Consider the following 20,288-nt stretch of genomic DNA (forward strand, 5'->3'; position numbering starts at 1 on the left):
CACTAACCCACCGCTATCGGGAGCAAGCCCCCTCCCACAGTTTCGACCGCGCCAGGCGACCTTATACCTTCAGCTGCGCCACCGTCTGATCCTGGGCCTGAGAATGAGCCGACTGATGTACATCGCTCCAAATGTGGGAGGGGGCTTGCCCCGTCAGTTGACGCGTCTGCCACTGACCCACCGCTATCGGGAGCAAGCCCCACGCGTCACGCTTTGCCCACCTCAAGCGCCAGCTGCACCGCGCCATCGACGCTCAAGCCACTGAGCAGCACATGGGGCGCGAGCGCTTCGGGCAGCCCCTGCAACACCTCACGCGCCTCATGCCGCACACGGGCCAGTACCAGGCGCTTGCCCTCCCCGTGCACCTGGGCAAAAAACGCCGCCAGGGCTTCGATGCTGGTGCCGTCCAGGTCCGGGGATTCTTCCAGGCTCAACACCACCGCCTCGACCGGCGACCGGCGCATCAGGCGCAAGGCCGCGCCCAGGATGCGTTCGGCATTGGCAAAAAACAGCGCCTCGCTGGGCCGGACGATCAAGACCCCCGGCACGGCCAGGGCATCGGCATGGTGCTGGCGGTCGACAAAGTCATGGCTGTCACCCAGGCGCCCCAGTACCTGGATGTCGGCTGACGACATCTGGCGCAGCATTAACATCACGCTGATCGCGACCGCCACCAGCAAACCATCCAGCACACCGAGCACCAGCACTGCCGTTACGGCACAGATCACCAGCACGCGATCGCGCCGCCACAGGAAATAACGCCCCAGCGGCTGCACGCTCAAGCCTCGTCCCAGGGCATAGATGACGACGGCGGCCAGCACCGGCTCCGGCGTGAGCGCGACATAGGGCAGCACTGTCAGCACAATCAGCAAGATCACCAGCGCCGCGACAATCCCCGCCAGGCGCGAATAGGCGCCGGCCGCCTCGTTGGCCGACGTCGCCGAATACCCGGCACCGGCCGGCATGCCGTGGAACAACCCGGAAACCAGGTTGGCCGCGCCCAGCGCCAGCAGGTCACGGTTGGATGACACGCGGTCGCCATGCTTGAGCGCGAACGAACTGATAGAACCGTAGGACTCCGCGTACAGGATCATCACCAGCGCAAACGCCAATTCCCCCAGGCGCAGCCAGTCGGCAAACGGCAGCACCGGCAAATGCCCCAGCTCCAGGCGCAGGTCGATCATGCCGATCTGCGCCACCCCGTAGGCCTGCAGGTCCAGATACTGCCCGGCAACGATGCCGAGTACCACGACCACCAGGCCACCGGGCAGGCGCGGGAGGCGTGCGCACAGCCACAACACCAGCAACGCCAGCGCCGCCACCAGTGCCGCAGGCCAGTTCCAGCGCGGCAGCTGCTCCAGCAACTGCGGCAGAAAACGGATCAGGTTGTTATCGGTGAGGTGCACACCCACCACACCGGCCAATTGCTTGAGGATGATGGTCAGCGCCAGGCCGAAGGCGAAGCCACGCAATACCGGTTTGGCGATAAACGAGGTGACGCCGCCGAGCTTGAACAGTCCGGCCAACAGGAAAAACACCCCGGTGAGCAACACCAGCCCGAAGGCCAGGGAAAGCCTCAGCGCCGGGTCGTCACCCGCCAGGCTGGCCGTGGCCGCCGCCAACACGGCTGCCGACGACGAGGTGGCCGAGACAATCGCAAAACGGCTGCTGCCGAACAGGCCGTAGCACACCAGCCCGGCAAACAAGGCGATCACCCCGGCCTGGGGCGGCAGCGCGGCAATACTGGAATAGGCCACGGCCTCCGGCAGCAGCAAACCGGCAATGGATAAGCCGGCCAGCAGGTCTTGGATGCGGTTCGACGGTACAGCAACGGGTGCATCGGTTTCAGTCTTCAATCGGCCCAACCCATCCTGGCAAAAAGCGTGGGTAAGCTTAGCCCTCATTGGTCGGTGACGGTTGCGCCGCGTCAGCTTTTGCGCAGGCAAAAAAAAGCCGATTCGCGGTGTGCGCGAATCGGCTTGCGGGCGTGAGCCCCGGGGTCAGGACAGCAGCGAGTAAATCAATGCGGTAATCGCCACCAGGCCCACCGCCGTGACAAACACGTTGGACGCCTGCCCACGGTACCTGGCCATGGCCGGCACCTTGCGGATCGCGTACATCGGCATCAGGAACAGGATCGACGCAATGATCGGCCCGCCCAGGGTCTCGATCATGCCAAGGATGCTGGGGTTCAGCGTGGCAACGATCCAGCACACCACCAGCATGAAGGCGGCGGTCATGCGGTCCAGGGTCTTGGCGGCCGGGCGGCGACCGCTTTTGAGCACCAGGCCCTTGAGGCCTTCGCTGGCGCCGATGTAGTGGCCCAGGAACGACTTGGCAATCGCCACGAACGCGATCAACGGCGCGGCAAACGCGATGGTCGGGTTGTTGAAGTGATTGGCCAGGTACGACAGGATCGACAGGTTCTGCTGTTTGGCTTCAGCCAGTTGCGCCGGCGACAGGGTCAGCACGCAACTGAACACGAAGAACAGCACCATCACCACCATCAACAGGTGCGCGCGGGACAGGATCTGCGAACTGCGCTCATCGGCGTGTTCGCCGTACTGGCGCTTCTGGTCGACCGCAAACGCCGAGATGATCGGCGAGTGGTTGAACGAAAACACCATCACCGGAATCGCCAGCCACAAGGTGTTGAGCAACGCCGACGGCGCCGGCACCACACTGGCGGTGCTGAGGATGCCGCCGTTCCAATGGGGGATCAGGTACACCGCGAGGAACAGCAAGGCGACGATAAACGGGTACACCATCAGGCTCATGGCCTTGACGATCACCTGTTCACCGCAACGCACCACCGCCAGCAGGCCGAGGATCAGCACAAACGCCAGCAACGCCCGTGGCGGCGGCATGATGTGCAACTGGTGCTCCATGAAGCTGCTGACCGTGTTGGTCAGGGCCACGCTGTAGATCAGCAGGATCGGGAAGATTGCGAAGAAGTACAGCAGCGTGATCAACGCACCGGCCTTGACGCCGAAATGCTCTTCGACCACATCAGTGATGTCGGAACCCGCACGACCGGAGAGTACGAAACGGGTCAGGCCTCGGTGGGCAAAGAACGTCATCGGGAACGCCAGCACCGCCAGGATCACCAAGGGCCAGAAGCCGCCCAGGCCGGCGTTGATCGGCAGGAACAAGGTGCCGGCGCCAATGGCGGTGCCGAACAGGCCAAGCATCCAGGTGGTGTCCTGGCGGCTCCAGCTTGAGAGGGTTGCAGGTGTCGTTGCATAGCGTTCGTCGACGCTATTGGCCTGATCATTCATCCGGTCGGATCTCCGCATTTACACGGCCGGGACGAGTCAGAAAAACCTGACAGGCAGCGCCCCGACCATAGAAGGGGCCGGATTGTCCGGGATTCTCGTGAATAAGCAAAGACTTAGCTGAGGAACGGTTATGCGGTGCAGAGGCTCAAGCGCGGCCCTGGGCAGTGGTTTCGGGGAGCTGCCGCGGGTTTCTCGAGTGGCTGCCAGGCGCCCTTGACGAGCGCGATCGGGGATTCTAACCAATAGACTTCCCATACTTTTAGAGAAGTCGCCTACAGCAAAACCAGAAACGCCTCATATCTAAATAAAAGTTTAACCACAACACCCTTGCAATTGTTACACAACCCTACATAGCCATTGAGCATTCGCCAAAAACCAACCTAACATCGCCCCGCTCCACTCGAAGAACAACATGCTTATTTAAAATAACAAGGATTCCAATATGCGAAGACTCACTGTTGTTTTTGCTGGTTTGTTGATAACGGGCCTACTCTGCTCGTCTGAAAGTTACGCCAATCAAACCGCGTCTGAACCTGACGCTCAAGCACTGGCTTCCTCGCCTCAATGGCTGACCACCAAGGTTTATATCGAAGGCGAGCCGGACACCGACGTCAAGGCCAGCTACCCCGGCGTGGTCGGCATATCGATGTGGGACCCGCAGCGCAATCGCTACGAGTTCTTCTACACCGATACCGGCCGCTCGAAACACGCCGATGGCGGCGGCGGTTACTTCCTGGTCACCGGCGATAAAAAGACCCATATCCTGGTCCCTGACGTTGGCCCGACCAGAACCATTGTCAGAAGGCTCGAAAAACTCGACAGCAGCGAATTCACTTATTCCCGCGAAGTGCCGCGCGATATGGTCAGCACTAACCCGCCCGTTCGAATTTATGTGGTACACGCCCCCTACACCGGCCCCATAAAGACAGTCATGTCGAACTGATTAAACATTCATGTTTAGTGATAAAACCGAATAATAAACAAGGCACCCGACAATGAATATGCGCAAACTGTTAATACCCGCACTGCTGGCCGCGACACTGTTACCCGGTGTAGCGACTGCGCAAACTTCAACAGCCCTTCCTGCAAAAAACGCTGCTGCCACAGCGGACAACGCCGTCATGTTGACCGTATTTCTTAAACACGATCAATCACGCCCGTTGAGCGAATTGAAACAACAACTGGCCAAGCAGGAATTTCACAAGGTGTTCCCGCCTGCCGGGGTGGAAGTGCTGAGTTGGAACATCACCATGGGTATCGGGCAGGTCGTCGTGCTGCGCCTGCCGGCGTCGCGCCTGGCGGAAGTCAACCTGGCGATCGAAAACACCGCATGGGGGGTCTACACCACGGAATTCTTCCCCACCTACAATTTCATGCCCATCGCTCAGGCCGAGCAGGAAAAGGCACGACGTAGCCCCCCGCAGTGATCTCCTGCTGGCAGCAGCGCCCCTGTTCCAGCTGGGGCGCAACTTTTTCGGCACCTGATGCATTTGACAGCCTCGCCCCTGTCCCAGCATGATCGAGGCATGACCTTTTTCCAGCAGCTCCTCACCCGCACCACCACCACGACCGCTCCAGGCGGGTCGTGCGGTTGCCGTGGGTGCTCGAGCTAAACACCACCCAGATTCAACCCAAGGCCCCGCCAGCAATGGACGGGGCCTTTTTATTGCTCCGTCGACTGGCACTCACAAGGAGCAATACCATGGCTGATGCCCTGTTGATCATCGATATGCAAACCGGCTTGTACGATGGCCCCGACAAACCCTTTGAACGGGAGCGCGTGCTGGGCACCATCAACTCGTTGATCGGCCGCGCCCGTGAAGCCGGCGCGCCGATCCTGGTCGCCCGCCATACCGGCCCGGCGGGCTCGCCGATAGCTGCAGGCAGCCCGAATTGGCAACTGTGGCAAGGGCTGCACGTAGACGAGACTCACGACCATCTGTTCGACAAAACCCGCCCCAGTTGCTTCCTGGGTACCGACCTGGCCCGACGACTGCGCGCCCTGGAGGTTAATCAACTGGTGATCGTCGGGATGAAAACCCAGTACTGCATCGACACCACCTGCCGCGTGGCGGTAGAGCTGGGCTTCTCGGTGATCGTGCCTGAAGACGCCCATACCTGCATGGACACCCCGGCGCTGAAGGCCGAGGCGATCATCGCGCATCACAATGCCACGCTGGCGGGGGCGTTTGGGCTGAGTGGGAAAGCGGCTGACGTCCGGTTCTGACCGGTACAGACGGTAGGAGCAAGCGTGCTTGCGCCTGCAGTCGTAGATTTTTTCTACCCGAGCAAAACGCGCCCTCCCGCAAATCCCGCATACTGATGCCCTCAAACCCTTCAGGAAGAGCCTTCCGATGACCACCACTGTTCTGGTTCTGGTTGAAACCATCAATGAATACCTGCAAATCATCGAGAGCAACGACTTTCATGTGATCCTGGCGCCCACACCCAGCGAGCGCGCCCAGGCGATCAAGACCCATGGCGGGCAGATCAAGGCCGTACTGACCCGTGGCCCGTTGGGCCTGTATGCCGAAGAAATCGCGGCCCTGCCGCTGCTGGAGATCATCTGCGTGATCGGCGCCGGTTATGAGCATGTCGACCTGCAGGCCGCGAGCAATCGGGGCATCGTGGTCACCAATGGCGCCGGGGTGAATGCGCCATCGGTGGCCGACCACGCCATGGCGCTGCTGTTGTCGCTGGTGCGCGGCATTCCCCAGACGGACGCAGCGGTACGCCGCAGCGAATGGCCCAAGGTCATGCGCCCGTCCCTGGGCGGCAAGCAATTGGGCATACTCGGGCTCGGCGCGGTGGGCCTGGAAATCGCCAAGCGCGCGGCCCTCGGCTTTGGCATGGAAGTGAGCTATCACAACCGCCAGCCGCGCGATGATGTGGACTACACCTACTGCGCCACGGCCGTGGAGCTGGCGCGCAGCTCGGATTTCCTGATCCTGGCCACGCCCGGCGGCGCCGGCACGCGCCACTTGATCGACCGCCACGCCCTGGACGCCCTCGGCCCGAACGGTTACCTGGTGAATATCGGCCGTGGCAGCGTGGTGGTCACCGCCGACCTGGTCATCGCCCTTGAACAACGCCGTATCGGGGGCGCGGCGCTGGACGTGTTCGACGATGAACCCAAGGTGCCGGATGCCCTCAAGCGCTTGAGCAATACCGTGCTCACGTCCCACGTGGCCGGCCTGTCTCCCGAGGCCGCCCACGACACCGTGCAGCGCGTGGCCGACAACCTGGTGGAATACTTTGCCGGCCGTCCGGTGCTCACCCCGGTTGTATTGCCCGCGCCCGAAAAATGACCGATCAGGCAGGCTGATCACCCTTCAACACGCTAACCTATTAAGCCGCCCCGATCTTGTCGCTGGGCGGTGGTGCGCATTAGATTAGGAAATAGTCCGACGCCTTTAGAATAAGCAGAAGGGATAAGCATGGCGCTTAACGACCAATCGACCCAGATTCGCCCAGGCGAAGAACTTGATGCCAACCTGATCGATCCCTACCTCAAGGCCCATATCCCTGGCCTGAGCGGCACGCCCACGATCAGCCAGTTCCCCGGCGGTGCATCCAACCTCACCTACCTGCTGGAATACCCCGGCCAGGAATTCGTGCTGCGCCGCCCACCCTTTGGCCACAAGGCCAAGTCCGCCCACGACATGGGCCGCGAATACCGCATTCTCAACCAGCTCAAGGATGGTTTCCCGTATTGCCCCAAGGCCTATGTGCACTGCACCGACGCGTCGGTGATCGGCGCCGAGTTCTATGTGATGGAACGGGTCAACGGCATCATCCTGCGCTCCGACCTGCCCGCCGAACTGGGCCTGGATGCCACCCGGACCGAGGCGTTGTGCAAAAGCTTTATCGACAAGTTCGTCGAACTGCACAAGGTCGACTACCGCGCCTGCGGCCTGGCCGACCTGGGCAAGCCTGAAGGTTATGTGGCACGCCAGATCGGTGGCTGGAGCGACCGCTACGAAAAAGCCCTGACCCCCGACGCCCCCAACTGGGAAAAGGTACGTGCCTGGCTCAACGACAAGATGCCCGCCGACCATCCCACCTCGAGCATCGTGCATAACGACTACCGCTTCGATAACGTGATCCTCGACCCGCATAACCCGATGCAGATCATCGGCGTGCTGGATTGGGAACTGACCACCCTCGGCGACCCGCTGATGGACCTGGGCAACACCCTCGCCTACTGGATCGAAGCCGACGACCCGGCGCCGGTGCAACTGATGCGCCGCCAGCCGAGCAATGCCCCCGGCATGCTCACCCGCCGCCAGTTCGTGGATTACTACGCTGAGCGCGCCGGGATCCAGATCGACAATTTCGACTTCTACTACACCTACGGCCTGTTCCGCCTGGCCGGCATCGTGCAGCAGATCTACTACCGCTTCTTCCACGGCCAGACCCAGGACAAACGCTTTGCGCAGTTCATCCACATGAACAAGCTGCTGGAGCAGATGAGCCTGAATGTCATCGGTAAATCAGCCCTCTAAGGAATCGCTAATGTCCAAGACCCACCTGTTCGACCTCGACGGCAAGATTGCCTTTGTATCCGGCGCCAGCCGTGGCATCGGTGAAGCCATCGCCAAGCTGCTGGCCCAGCAAGGCGCCCACGTGATCGTCTCGAGCCGCAAGCTCGAAGGCTGCCAGCATGTGGCGGATGCAATCATCGCCGACGGCGGCAAGGCCACGGCGATTGCCTGCCATATCGGTGAAATGGAGCAGATTACCCAGGTGTTTGCCGGCATCCGCGAGCAGTTCGGCCGCCTGGATATCCTGGTCAACAATGCCGCGACCAACCCGCAGTTCTGCAACGTGCTGGACACCGACCTCGGCGCCTTCCAGAAGACCGTTGACGTCAACATTCGCGGCTACTTCTTCATGTCGGTGGAAGCCGGCAAGCTGATGCGCGAGAACGGTGGCGGCAGCATCATCAACGTGGCGTCGATCAACGGCATTTCGCCAGGCGTGTTCCAGGGCATCTACTCGGTGACCAAGGCCGCCGTGATCAACATGACCAAGGTGTTCGCCAAGGAATGCGCCGAGTTCGGCATTCGTTGCAACGCCCTGTTGCCGGGCCTGACCGACACCAAGTTCGCCTCGGCGCTGGTGAAGAACGACGCGATCCTGAAAATGGCCCTGGCGCAGATCCCGCTCAAGCGCGTGGCCGACCCGAGCGAGATGGCCGGTGCGGTGCTGTACCTGGCCAGCGATGCGTCGAGCTACACCACCGGTGTGTCGCTGAATGTGGATGGCGGCTTCCTGTCCTGAACACGTGCCTGGGAGCAAGGGCGCTTGCTCCCAGGCATACCAGCACGGCTAGAAGTCCACGGGGCTCATGTCAATCTTGAACATGACAAGTTTGCCGTCCTTGGACGTCGCGCCTAATAACTTGAATAACTGGCCACGCCACAACGCGTCGGAAACGCGCCTGGCCGCCGGCGTATCGGGCTGGGATAACGCCAGCACTTGCCGCACCCAACTGTCGGTCATTTGACGTGAGCTTGTCGTCCCTCCCAGGCTGACGTTGGCAAGCTCGCCGGCGGAGGTATGACTGACATGCTTGGCTTCCAGAATGTAGATATCGCCTGCCGGGCCTTCAAACACCCGATCAAAGCCATTCTGTCCGCCTCCGTAGGTTCCGCCGGGAAGTACCGTATAGCCATCTTCCGTCAACCGGGCCTCATACATCGCTTCGTTCACTTCGCCCTTGCGCTTGTTGTCCCGGGCAGCGTCTTTTTCCCGCCACGTCTCAAGTAACGCCTCTTCGGCCAACGACCGTCTTCTATCGGGATAGTGCAGTTGCATGGTGCGGCTGATACGCGCCACATTGAAGTTTCCGTCTTTTGAGCACCTGACCGTGCCCAAACCTTGAAACCCATCGTATATCGGCATCCCCGGAGGCAATGGGCGGCGGTTTTCCAAGGCGCTGCAGATGGAAGCCAGACAGTCATACGGATAACCATTGCGCCAGATATAGGCATCGATCAGCCGGCCTTTTTGCGCGGTTGGCGCACTGCGGACAGTCGGCTCGCAAAACCCGACTATTTGCCGCAAGTAGCCCTGCATGTAGTGATAAACCCGCTGGTCGATACTGCTGTTGCGCAGATCGACTGCCCCCACACGCCCGGCATAACCTTTGATATTCCGCGCCGCTTGAAAAAGATTCGAGAGTTGATCCACTGCCAGCATCGGCACCCAGCTATCGGGCGCGCCACCCATTTCAATAAAAATCCCTGCCCCGCCATGACCGCCTGCGTCCATCACCTTCCAACGCAGCCTTGCACTATCGAAGCTCACGGGGCAAAAACCTGTGTCCGCCGGCAAATAATGTCGGTTGTCGTTTAACCTGAACAGGCCTTCCGGTTCGATACGCCCGGCGTTTACCAGATTGCCTCCCGCCCCCACAGCAAACAGATGGGGTAGCGCATTCGGCACGGCACCTGATGGGTTGCCATAATTGGCATCCATAAAATATTGCTCAGCCCCGATCATGAAGGCTTTCTTACCCGGGAACGCCAGGGTGTTGGCGGGGGCCGGACTCACCGGCAACGTGTAAAGCCTCAGGTCCCATACCGGATCAATACGCTGGGTCGCCGACAAGCTCACACTGCTCAGTGGGGCGGTCAGCGAGGAAGACGAAGCACTGTGGCTCAGTGACGACGCCGATGAGCTATGACTCAGGCTCGGGGAAGACGAGGACGAACTGGCCGCAGAGTGACTGCGCCAAGTGTTCGTCTGCGGCACCCGGTACAGTGCCGGGCCTTGTGGCAAGCGCGAATCCGGCGGTCTTTCACGCCATTCCCCGGTCTGCGGATCGCGCACCGCCAGAACGGTGGTGCCGTCGTCCAGGTTCAGGTAAGTGCGCGAATCATATTCACGCAACCCCGTAGCGGGATCAGGCGCCGGTATGGGGTCACCGAGGGCGGCGAAAATGGCATCTCGGGTGACCGCGGAAGGCGTGGGCAGATCGGTCATGCGCTGATAAGTCGCGCTCGGAACCGCTGCGGATGGTGTGTTGCGCACAGGTATCGCTTCAGGCGGCAGGGGCCCGCCGGCAAAATCAACCACAGGAAACGCAGTACGCGCACTGGGTGCCGCACCGCTGGGACGATCGACCGGACGCCCTGTAACCGGTGGCACGGAAGGGGAAGTAAATTGCTTCATAGAATGTCCTTGGACTATGTTGTTCAGCCACCCGTCAGAACCACCTCGGCTGCTGATGGGTTCAGGTTGAAACAGCCAGCTCCTCACTGGATAGCCGCCGATGCCTGTCAGCGTCCAGCCTCCAGCAATCCGCCATGACGTCGTAGTAAACGGTGCCTTTTGTCCCATCGGCCATGCCGATGCCGGTCACGTTGATGGTTGGCGTAAACACGGAGGCTCTTTGCCGATGGTGACGCAAGGACTTCAACAGTTGCGCAATCGAACTATTGCCCGAGGCAGCGACCCTGGCCAGGTACACCTTGCCAAGGTCCAGCCTGACGTCGAAACGCCCGCCGTCCTTTGAATGAATCCGGATGTTTTCCAAGGGAACGTCGGGGTCGTCATACCGGGGGACCCGAATCGACACGCTGCCCACCTTGATGTGACCGGGGCTGACAACAATGCTGTCGAGCTGAATATCTTCCGCCAGCGCTGTACAAAAGAAGTCCCAGGTCGATGCATCGGACTCTTTACTCAGCGCCTGCGGTGTTGACAGCTCAACGATCGCCCATGACGTCAGATAGATTTCGTACACCCCGCCCCGTCCGCATAACACACAGGTTGCCAGGTGAGGGGCCGCGCCCAGGTGCACCCGTTGTGAGTGAGCGGTCAGATTCAGGCTTTTAGGCCTGCGCGGCCTCAAGAACGGGTAATGACCGTACCTCAGGTTCAGCGAAGCCATTGCGTCCTTGATTTTGTAACCCGGGCTGGCGAAATCACTGACGTAAGACTGCACCGGCGGTAATAGCCGGTACGAAACACCGTCGCGCATCACCACGACAAATTCAGCCTTCAACTTCAAGGCTGACGCCTGTAATGAACCGCCCACGCTCGTCCACGTCGCTGAGGGTTGCGCTGCGTATTCGTCCAGATACAGCGTGCGGCCATCAGCCCACTCAAACTTTATCTTCGCGCCCGTGTAATCCAGGTAGTCGAAGTGGCTCTGGCGTCGCGTGGCCACATGATAGGTCGTATACACCCCTGCCAATTCTTGACTGTCATAGTCCACATACACACAGCATCGGCCCTGCTCCTGGCTTGCATGCGCATCAATGGCCGTCATCCCGTGGCCGCGGCTGACAAAGTAGCTGGACGTGCCTGCCGCCAAGGCAACCGACTGACCGGGTCCCAGAATAATCGGGGAGATCCTGGGCCCGGGAGGCGCCAGCACTTCCATGCTCACCTGCGGCTCCCCGGTCGGGTCCAACGTTTCAGGCAACAAGGGCGCTATTCGATAGCCGTCCTGGGTGAGAAAGCTGAAAAGCGCGTTGGCCAGGTGGCGTTTACCCTCGCGTAGCGTGTAGACATTTTCGATCCCGACACAAGGGCCCGGCAGTTCACCGTCCAGCCCCAGGGTAGACGCCACCTTCAGAGCGTTGCCCGAGATCCACCAGCGTTGAATCCGGCTGAAGGGCCAGTTGAGCATGATGAGGCTGCGCTGCTGGCCGTCCTCCTCGATCACCACGTCCTTGGCGCTCTCAAGAATCTCGAAGTAATCGGCGCCTGGCCCGCCATTCACCCTGGCGCTGCCCCGCTGTATCAACAACTGGTCGTCTCCGGCCATTGCGTGGGCCTGGTCGTACTCCCCCTTCAGGACAATACGGTTGGCCTCGTTACTGCCGGTAATCACGCTGGAAGCGCCGGCAAGGGACGCAACATTTTCAATGCTCCACAACCCCATGCACTTGATACCGTCGCGGCCATTGTCGGTCATCAACGTCACGCTGCCCGCCCCCAGGTTGACGTTGAAGCCTGCTGCACGCGACCCCGGCGTCTCGCCGAGAAAGCTCAGGGTGTCAGCCCCGGTACCGCCCACCAACACCGAGATCGGCACCCGCCCTTCTGCGCCAGAAAAAGTATCCGGCGGTACCTCGAACATGAACTCGTCGTCCTGACTGCCGCCCACCAGGTGCTTGCGACCACCGCCATAGCGAAAGTGGTTCGGGCGATTCGGCACGCCCAACACCGAGTCATCCCCGCCACCCAGCAGCCAGAGCACACCTTTTTCGGGTCCCTTCGCCCCCCAGGTGGCCTCGGGCAATAGATCGACGGCCCCCTCCTTGCTCGCGTCGAAGTAGTCATCCACCTCATGGATGACCGGTTCACGCACCAGCGTGTGAGGGGACTCACCCGCCTGCTCATCCCATTGATGTTTCCAGTGCCGTATCGTCTGCAGGCGGACCTCGAACCTGCCATTGACGATGGCCTGCACACTGTTCTTCATCTCTGCGCCAAGCAATGCCCGGGCTTGGGCCTTGAGGCTTTCTGCGTAGGCAGTGCGCGCGCGGCTGGTCTTGTAGCGCTCGAGTACGCTGTCATCCAACTCCACACCGGCAAACGCGAACCAGCCAGTGCGCAGGCGCTCAAGGGTGCTCAGCTCGATGTAATCATCGATCTCATCCACCACTCGACACGCGGCATAAATCCGCGCGCCGACAATCAGCACCGCTGCGGCGATAAGGCCCACGGGCCCGGCCGCGCCGAAGCCCGCCAACGCCGAGACGCCCAGTGCAAGACTGAGGGTTGCGCTGACGAGACTGAAACCGGCCTCGACATAGAGATCCTGTGCCTGTTTACCTTCTGCTTTCAACGCTTTTGAAAGCGCAATGACCGCCTGGGCAATGTCAAAAGGCACGGTCAATACCGAGGCGATCAATCCGGCACCACGGCGCAGCAGCAACCCCGCGCGTGATGCGCAGAACCCGCGATAAACCGTATGGCCGGCGCTCATCATTTTCTGGCCGATACGCTCCAACGCCAACTCCAGGCCGAGGGACGCAACTTCTGCGGAAAAGGCGCCGCCCTCGAACAACAGCTCGCCCGTATCCCCCGTTCTGAGCGCTTCGCCTATGCCTCGAATGGCGCTGTAAAAACCGTAGAGCTGCAGCCCGGCTCCCAAGGTTTGCGCACTCCCGCTCCTGAGCTTATCGGCCCAGCCGGGCAGGTTTTCCATGGCACTCACGTCGTTGAGGTTGACGCTCTGTACCCGCCGCAGCAGTCGATCGAGTTTGACAATCGCCCCGTCCGAAGCATCCGGCGGGCTCAACATGACGGGCGCCCACTCCGAACGCAATGACGCCAGTTCAAACAGTGCGGTGGTGGCCTGGTCACAGCTTTCACCGCTGGCGGACGTCAGATACGCCTTAAGGTGCACGGCAGAAAACGTGATCTGATCGATCAATGCCTGATCAGCTTCCTTGACGCGATACCGCTCCACATCAAGTTCCCCGCCCTCCAGGCGCGCGCCCATGTTATCCAGGGCCATGCGGCCAACCGAGATTTCACCGATACCCATCGGCCCCCATGCTGCGTCCAGATCCATCAAGGTCTGTTGACGCAGCGGTAAGACCGACGCGCCGTCGTCCTGCAACTCTTCCATTACGGCACTCCAGTCACTGACGAAGCACGCTTCGTCGTTATCAACGCGAACACCCTGTGCGCGCACTGCGTCGATACTGAAGTGTTGAGGCATGAACCTGGGGTGCATAGGTAGAGCGCTGGTGAATATCCCGCTCAAGCATTCGGCGGTTGCTGGCGAAAACTCACCGCCAGGCGGTTCCAGGCACTGATGCTGGAGACCGCCATGGTCAGGTCCACCAGTTCCTGTTCGCTGAATTCCTCGCGCACGGCGCTGAAGAGTTCGTCCGAAACACTGGAAGTCGGCAGCATCGCCACCGATTCGCACCAGGCCAATGCCGCCTTCTCCCGCCGCGTAAAGAACGGCGAGTCACGCCATACGCACAGCGCGAACAAGCGTCGCTCCGTTTCGCCGCGCTGACGCGCCGCCATCGAATGCATATCGGTGCAAAAACCGCAGTGGTTGAGCTGCGAAACGCGGATCTTGATGAGTTCCAGCAACGGCCGCTCGATGGACAGGCCAAAGGTGTTCGCCTCCAGCAGCAACATGCCCTTGAGCGCTTGCGGTGACGCAGTGTAGTAGTCCAGACGGGATTCCATGGGCAGTTCTCGGGGGCAATGACCGTTCAGCCTAGAACTCTCACGGTGTAAGCCCTATAGCCAATCCGACGGTTTACCCAGGGACCATTTTGAGCGCGCCCCGCGAGCGAGTAACCTTGGCGCAGAGCGAAGACCCCGGGATGAAACATGGAACTGCACGTCGTCATCAATGGCCGCAAGGATCTGGCCGAACAGCTGTACCAGCAGTTGCACGAGGCCATTGGCTCCGGGCGCCTGGCCGCCGGCGCGCAACTGCCGCCCAGCCGCTTGCTGGCCGAACAACTGGGGGTATCCCGCAAGACCGTATCCGACACCTACGCGACCCTGACCTACGAAGGCCTGCTGGTCGGCAAGACCGGCCGCGGCACCTTCGTCAACGCCCGTACGCCGCAGACCGAGCGCCTGCAAACCGCTACCGACCTGGCCTGCGCCGCCAACCTGGCGAAGTGGCAGTCACTGCCCTCGCCCATGCGCCACCCCACTCGCGACAGCACGTTGCGCTACGAATTTATCGGCGGCGCCACCAGCCGCAACCAGTTCCCCCAGGATGAATGGCGGCGCTGCACCCAGGACGCGTTGCGGCGCATCGCCCGGAACAGCGGGTTCTACAGCCAGCCGGAAGGGTTGCCGGCCCTGCGCAGTGCCATCGCCGGGCATATCGCGTTTTCCCGTGGGGTCCAATGCCGCGACAGCGACATCGTGGTCACCAACGGCGCGCAGCAGGCCCTGGACCTCATCGCCCGCGTGGTGCTGGAACCGGGCAGCATCGTCGCCATGGAAGACCCCGGCTACAGCCCCGCGCGCCAGTTATTCATGGCGATGGGCGCGCAGGTCATCGGTGTTCCCGTCGATGAGCAAGGCATCCAGGTCGACCGGATCCCCGATGGCGCACGGCTGATCTACGTCACGCCCTCCCACCAGTTCCCCCTTGGCATGCCCATGAGCCTGCTACGTCGGAAAGCGCTGCTGGCGCGGGCCTTCGAGCTGGGTGCAATCATCATCGAGGACGACTACGACAGCGAGTTCCGCTACGAAGGCCGGCCCACCGACTCGCTGCAAAGCATGGACAGCCGTGGCGTGGTCACCTACGTCGGCACCTTCTCCAAAACCTTGTTGCCCGAACTGCGCCTGGGTTATGCGGTGCTGCCCCCGGCGATCTACGGCGCGGTGCTCAAGGCCAAGCAATTGACCGACCAGCACAGCTCCACGTTGCCGCAATGGGCGCTGGCCAAGTTCATCAGCGAAGGTTATTTGCTCAAGCATATTCGCCGCTGCCACACCGTGTACGCCGGGCGCCGCGAGCGCATTTTGCAGCGCCTGGCGGGCGACCTGTCGCCGTGGTTCGAAGCGGTGCCCACCGTCGCCGGGTTCCATATGGCGGCGTTGTGCAAAGTACCGGTGAATATCCCGTTGCTGATGGCATTGGCGCGCCAGGTGGAAGTCGGCCTGTACCCGCTGGACGTGTTCTTCCACGACACGCCGGTGCGTTCGGGCCTGATCATCGGGTTTGGGGCCATCGAGACCCTCGATATCGACCCGGCGCTGGACAAGGTGCGCGATATTCTCCAGCAGATTGGCTAGGGGGTTTTCCGAGGGATTGGTCATTGGTCCTGGCGCGTCGAGGCTCTAGCCTGTGCGCTGACACCTGACCTCGGAGACCATCGCCATGCCCGACCGTGCCTTCAACACTGTTCATGTCCGCGCAACTGCCGGGCGCTCCAGGGAACTGGGCGAGCGCCTGCGACAGATCGCCGAGCTCGTGCGCACCACCCCAGGCTGCCTCGATTACGCCGTACAGCGCAGCCCGGTGGATCCCGACCTCTGGACCGTCAATGGCTGCTGGGCCGGTGCCGAACCGCTCAACGCACACTTCGGGCTGCCAGCCCTGCAAGGCTTTATCGAGCTGGCCTCGGCAAACCTGGCGAGCCGCCTTGCGTTCGACCATTGATGGGATTGGCCTCCTGGTGCTGACCCCTCTTCCACACCAATCAGCCTCATCACCAATCAGCAGCATGGGTGAACCCCCCTCCCACCGTCAGCGGCTCACGGGCGCTTGAACTGGCGGCGCAGTTCTTCGATCTTTGGGCGGCACACACACCCATCAAGGTGATCATTGACCATCCCCATCGCCTGCATCAGCGCATACATCGTGGTCGGCCCGACGAACGTCCAGCCGCGTTTCTTCAAGGCCTTGGACAGGCGCACCGAGGCCGGCGAGGTGGGATTGCCCGTCCAGTAAGCCAGGTCCACCACTGCCGGGCGCTCTTCAGGGCCGGGTTCGAACGCCCACAACCACTGCGCAAGCGAGCCGGTCTCATCCACCAGCTCGCACGCCCGGCGGGCGTTGTTGATGGTGGAAACGATCTTCGCCCGATTACGCACGATGCCCGGGTCCTGCATCAACCGCGCGATATCCGCCTCGCCGTACTGCGCCACCCGGCGAAAATCAAAACCGTCGAATGCAGCCCTGAACTGCTCGCGCTTGCGCAGGATGGTGATCCAGGCCATGCCGGCCTGGAAGCCTTCCAGGCAGATCTTCTCGTACAGCTGAACATCATCCGCCACCGGTACGCCCCACTCGTGGTCGTGATAACGGAGGTATTCCGGCGCGGCCGTGCGCCAGGTGCAGTGGGTCAGCCCGGTGTCGTCAGTGGTCAGTCCTGGTTTAGCCATCCATCACCTCATGTGCCAGGCCGCGGATGATAAGCGAAAAAATTTGCGCCCCGCCAACCGCTCAAGCATCAACCTTCGCGACCAACTGGTCAGACCGGGACCTGCCAACCGCCGAATTTTTACTTGTGATTTCAAAAATACCTGGCCTAGACTGGCGACGCACTGGACTTACCGGTATGACCACAAAAATTAAGCCCTGGAACCACCAGGGCACCGAATAGAGATCCCTCCCATGCTCAGATGGTGCTCGCGTTCGATTTTCCTGCAAGTCGTGATTGGCCTGATGCTCGGCATCGTGTGCGGCCTGGCCCTTCCCGAATTCTCCTCGCAACTCAAACCCCTGGGTGACGGCTTTATCAAGCTGATCAAGATGCTGATCGGCCTGATCGTGTTCTGCGTGGTGGTCAGTGGTATTTCCGGGGCCGGCGACTTGAAGAAGGTCGGGCGCATCGGCCTCAAGTCGGTGATCTACTTTGAAGTGCTCACCACCATCGCCCTGGTGATCGGCCTGGTCATGGCCTTCAGCACCGGGATCGGCACCGGCGCCAATATCCATCTGGAACAGCTCTCCTCCGCCGGCCTCAATGAACTGGCCGACAAGGGCCAGCACATCAAGGGCACCAGCCAGTTCCTGATGGACCTGATCCCCAACTCGGTGATCGGCGCCTTTGCCGACAACAATGTCCTGCAAGTACTGCTGTTTTCGGTGCTGTTCGGCAGCGCCTTGAACCTGGTGGGCGAAGCAGCCTCCGGTATCACTCGGCTGATCAATGAACTGAGCCATGTGATTTTCCGCATCATGGGCATGATCGTGCGCCTGGCGCCCATCGGCGTGTTTGGTGCGATCGCCTTCACCACCAGCACCTACGGGCTGGACTCCCTGCAACACCTGGGCAGCCTGGTGGGCCTGTTCTACCTGACCTGCCTTGCCTTCGTCGCGCTGATCCTCGGCGTGGTGATGCGCCTGTCGGGCCTGCGCATGCTGCCGCTGCTCAAGTACTTGCGTGAAGAACTGCTGATCGTGATGGGCACCGCCTCCTCCGACGCGGTGCTGCCGCAGGTCATGCGCAAACTCGAACACCTGGGCATTGGCAGCTCCACCGTCGGCCTGGTGATTCCCACCGGGTACTCGTTCAACCTCGACGGTTTCTCGATCTACCTGACCCTGGCCATCGTGTTTATCGCCAACGCCACCGGCACGCCACTGTCGATGACCGACCTGCTGACCATCCTGCTGGTGTCGCTGATCACCTCCAAGGGCGCCCACGGGATTCCCGGCTCGGCCCTGGTGATCCTGGCGGCGACGCTTACGGCGATCCCGGCGATTCCAGTGGTCGGCCTGGTGCTGGTGTTGGCGGTGGACTGGTTCATGGGCATCGGTCGCGCCTTGACCAACCTGATCGGCAACTGCGTCGCCACCGTGGCCATTGCCCGTTGGGAAAAAGACATCGATATCCAACGCGCCAACAAGGTGCTCGACGGCCAGCAAGGCTATGCCTTCCAGGCCAGGAAGCCGGTATCACAGGCGCACCAGGAATTTTAAAACGCTAAACGCTTTCCACTGTAGGAGCGAGCTTGCTCGCGAAGGTCGTCAACGATAACGCGGGCATTCTGGATGCACGCGGTGACTTGAAGTTTTTCGCGAGCAAGCTCGCTCCTGCAGTGCAGGGATTATTCATTCTTAAGGAGCGCACGACGTGATCAGCACCTCAACCGTCGTCAATTCAGTCGTAGAAAAACTCCGCGCCGCACTCAAGCAAGGTCAGTGGCGCCGGGGCGAAATGCTCCCGGGCCAGCGCGAACTGGCCGAACAGCTGGGCATCAGCCGCCCCAGCCTGCGCGAAGCGGTGATCGTGCTCGAAACCCTCGGCCTGGTGCGCTCCATGCCCGGTAAAGGTGTGGTCGTGCTGGAAACCAGCGTCAGCGAACCACAATCGAGCGACGCCGTGGCCGATGCCAGCCTCGAAGACATCCTGCAACTGCGCTACACCCTCGAACCCTTTATCGTCGGCCTGGTGGCCCAGTCCATCAGCAGCAAGGAAGTCGGCCAATTGCGCCTGACCCTGATGGACATGCGCGAAGCCCTGGATGCCGGTGACGCCGAAGCCGGCATGAACGCCTACCTCGATTTTCACGAAGAACTGTTCGCGCTCACCGCCAACCCGATCTTCCAGAACGTGGTGCAGCAAACCAGCACCGCCCTCAAGCAAAGCGCCCAGGTACTGCGCAATTCCCCCGAGCACCTGGCGGAACGCCTGCAGGAAAATGAAGCGGTGGTACGCGCCATCCGCAACAAGAACAGCGCCCTGGCCAGTGCCGAGATGCGTCGGCACATCCTCCAGGAAGGCCTGCGCATGGGCATTCACTTGAACATTCCGGACGACCATCTCGGCAACTGATTTTTTGGAGACAGGCCATGACCGCCCACGCCCTGCAACGCGATCCGATCATTCCTGCCCTGCGCCTGGTGGCCGGTAAAAAGCCTTCGGTGGACGACATCTACCCACGGTTGTTCGACGCCATCCTCGAACAACGCATCGCCCCGTCCAGCCGCTTTACCGAAGAAGGCCTGGGCGAAACCTTTGGCGTCAGCCGCAGCGTGATTCGTCGGGTGCTGGCCAAGTTGTCCCACCAGCAAGTGGTCATCCTGCGCCCCAACCAGCGCGCCCAGGTCGCAGCGCCGGATGCCCAGCAGACGCGGCAGATCCTCGAAGCGCGGCGCATGACCGAAATCACAGTGGTGCAATTGGCCTGCGCCCAGGCCACGCCCACGCAGATACGCCAGCTGCGCGAGCTGATAGCACGGGAACGCGACGGTATGGAACGCAACCAGCGTGGGCCGGCGATTCGGTTGTCCGGGGAGTTTCACCTGCAATTGGCGCAGATGGCGGGCAACGCGCCATTGGCGCAGTTCCTCAACAGCCTGGTGCCGTTGACGTCGCTGATCATTGCCCAATACGAAGCGAAAGCCTGCACGTATTGCGCGTGGCAGGAGCATGTGGCGATTGTGGATGCGATTGAGCAGCGGGATGTGACTGCTGCGGTGGGCTTGATGACCCGGCACCTGGATCACCTGGAAAGCAAATTACTGAAACACCACTGATATCCGGATAGATAAAGATCCAAGTGTGGGAGGGAGCAAGTCGAATCGTCGCACCGCCC

Annotated in this window: 17 protein-coding genes and 1 pseudogene; 12 read left to right on the top strand and 6 right to left on the bottom strand. The window is 61.3% G+C overall.

Going from position 1 to position 20,288, the window contains the following annotated elements:
* Positions 1-206: 206 nt before the first annotated feature.
* On the bottom strand, positions 207-1,856 hold the full coding sequence (locus J3D60_RS07455; protein ID WP_253490695.1) for a SulP family inorganic anion transporter: 1,650 nt from the start codon (positions 1,854-1,856) through the stop codon (positions 207-209).
* Positions 1,857-2,000: 144 nt separating this feature from the next.
* Positions 2,001-3,278 (bottom strand): serine/threonine transporter, encoded by a 1,278-nt coding sequence (locus J3D60_RS07460; RefSeq protein ID WP_027608552.1) that lies wholly within the window; start codon positions 3,276-3,278, stop codon positions 2,001-2,003.
* Between the two features lie 442 nt (positions 3,279-3,720).
* Between J3D60_RS07460 and J3D60_RS07465 the strand changes: the two genes are divergently transcribed.
* The 6 genes from J3D60_RS07465 to J3D60_RS07490 all read left to right on the top strand — a co-directional run bounded on the left by J3D60_RS07465 (position 3,721) and on the right by J3D60_RS07490 (position 8,561).
* Positions 3,721-4,221 (top strand): DUF4822 domain-containing protein, encoded by a 501-nt coding sequence (locus J3D60_RS07465; protein WP_253490698.1) that lies wholly within the window; start codon positions 3,721-3,723, stop codon positions 4,219-4,221.
* A 52-nt stretch (positions 4,222-4,273) separates the two neighbouring features.
* Positions 4,274-4,705 (top strand): hypothetical protein, encoded by a 432-nt coding sequence (locus tag J3D60_RS07470; RefSeq protein ID WP_065942042.1) that lies wholly within the window; start codon positions 4,274-4,276, stop codon positions 4,703-4,705.
* Positions 4,706-4,980: 275 nt separating this feature from the next.
* On the top strand, positions 4,981-5,505 hold the full coding sequence (locus tag J3D60_RS07475) for a cysteine hydrolase family protein (RefSeq protein ID WP_253490699.1): 525 nt from the start codon (positions 4,981-4,983) through the stop codon (positions 5,503-5,505).
* Between the two features lie 127 nt (positions 5,506-5,632).
* Positions 5,633-6,586, top strand: coding sequence for a 2-hydroxyacid dehydrogenase (locus J3D60_RS07480; protein ID WP_253490701.1), 954 nt, complete (start codon positions 5,633-5,635; stop codon positions 6,584-6,586).
* Positions 6,587-6,715: 129 nt separating this feature from the next.
* The gene (locus tag J3D60_RS07485) at positions 6,716-7,783 is read left to right on the top strand and encodes a phosphotransferase family protein (RefSeq protein WP_253490703.1); all 1,068 of its coding nucleotides are present in this window, start codon (positions 6,716-6,718) and stop codon (positions 7,781-7,783) included.
* A gap of 10 nt (positions 7,784-7,793) precedes the next feature.
* Positions 7,794-8,561, top strand: a complete 768-nt coding sequence (locus J3D60_RS07490) for an SDR family oxidoreductase (protein ID WP_027608558.1) — start codon at positions 7,794-7,796, stop codon at positions 8,559-8,561.
* 48 nt (positions 8,562-8,609) lie between these two features.
* Here J3D60_RS07490 and J3D60_RS07495 read toward each other — a convergent pair whose 3' ends face one another.
* The 3 genes from J3D60_RS07495 to J3D60_RS07505 form a co-directional block, all read right to left on the bottom strand.
* A complete protein-coding gene (locus tag J3D60_RS07495; RefSeq protein ID WP_253490705.1) occupies positions 8,610-10,457 on the bottom strand; it encodes a hypothetical protein in 1,848 nt (615 codons plus the stop codon).
* Between the two features lie 61 nt (positions 10,458-10,518).
* On the bottom strand, positions 10,519-13,875 hold the full coding sequence (locus J3D60_RS07500) for a calcium-binding protein (RefSeq protein ID WP_253490707.1): 3,357 nt from the start codon (positions 13,873-13,875) through the stop codon (positions 10,519-10,521).
* A 134-nt stretch (positions 13,876-14,009) separates the two neighbouring features.
* On the bottom strand, positions 14,010-14,453 hold the full coding sequence (locus tag J3D60_RS07505) for a carboxymuconolactone decarboxylase family protein (protein WP_065942036.1): 444 nt from the start codon (positions 14,451-14,453) through the stop codon (positions 14,010-14,012).
* Between the two features lie 147 nt (positions 14,454-14,600).
* On the opposite strand from J3D60_RS07505, the gene J3D60_RS07510 reads away from it, so the two are divergent.
* Complete coding sequence (locus J3D60_RS07510) at positions 14,601-16,034, top strand: PLP-dependent aminotransferase family protein (RefSeq protein WP_253490709.1); 1,434 nt, start codon at positions 14,601-14,603, stop codon at positions 16,032-16,034.
* An 85-nt stretch (positions 16,035-16,119) separates the two neighbouring features.
* The gene (locus J3D60_RS07515; protein WP_065942034.1) at positions 16,120-16,401 is read left to right on the top strand and encodes a putative quinol monooxygenase; all 282 of its coding nucleotides are present in this window, start codon (positions 16,120-16,122) and stop codon (positions 16,399-16,401) included.
* A 95-nt stretch (positions 16,402-16,496) separates the two neighbouring features.
* Here the strand turns inward: J3D60_RS07515 and J3D60_RS07520 are convergent, their stop codons facing one another.
* A complete protein-coding gene (locus tag J3D60_RS07520; protein ID WP_253490711.1) occupies positions 16,497-17,126 on the bottom strand; it encodes a DNA-3-methyladenine glycosylase I in 630 nt (209 codons plus the stop codon).
* A gap of 217 nt (positions 17,127-17,343) precedes the next feature.
* Between J3D60_RS07520 and J3D60_RS07525 the strand changes: the two genes are divergently transcribed.
* The 4 genes and pseudogenes from J3D60_RS07525 to J3D60_RS07540 all read left to right on the top strand — a co-directional run bounded on the left by J3D60_RS07525 (position 17,344) and on the right by J3D60_RS07540 (position 20,229).
* Positions 17,344-18,669 carry a C4-dicarboxylate transporter DctA gene (locus J3D60_RS07525; RefSeq protein ID WP_253493977.1) on the top strand — a complete coding sequence of 442 codons (1,326 nt, stop codon included), beginning with the start codon at positions 17,344-17,346 and terminating at the stop codon, positions 18,667-18,669.
* Between the two features lie 32 nt (positions 18,670-18,701).
* Positions 18,702-18,791, top strand: a pseudogene (locus J3D60_RS07530) (outer membrane lipoprotein carrier protein LolA); the annotation flags it as partial.
* A gap of 32 nt (positions 18,792-18,823) precedes the next feature.
* On the top strand, positions 18,824-19,525 hold the full coding sequence (locus J3D60_RS07535; protein WP_027608565.1) for a FadR/GntR family transcriptional regulator: 702 nt from the start codon (positions 18,824-18,826) through the stop codon (positions 19,523-19,525).
* Between the two features lie 17 nt (positions 19,526-19,542).
* Positions 19,543-20,229, top strand: a complete 687-nt coding sequence (locus tag J3D60_RS07540) for a GntR family transcriptional regulator (protein ID WP_065942031.1) — start codon at positions 19,543-19,545, stop codon at positions 20,227-20,229.
* Positions 20,230-20,288: the final 59 nt, after the last annotated feature.

The sequence above is a fragment of the Pseudomonas sp. S3E17 genome, assembly GCF_024168685.1.
In the GTDB taxonomy this organism is placed as follows: Bacteria; Pseudomonadota; Gammaproteobacteria; order Pseudomonadales; family Pseudomonadaceae; genus Aquipseudomonas; species Aquipseudomonas marginalis.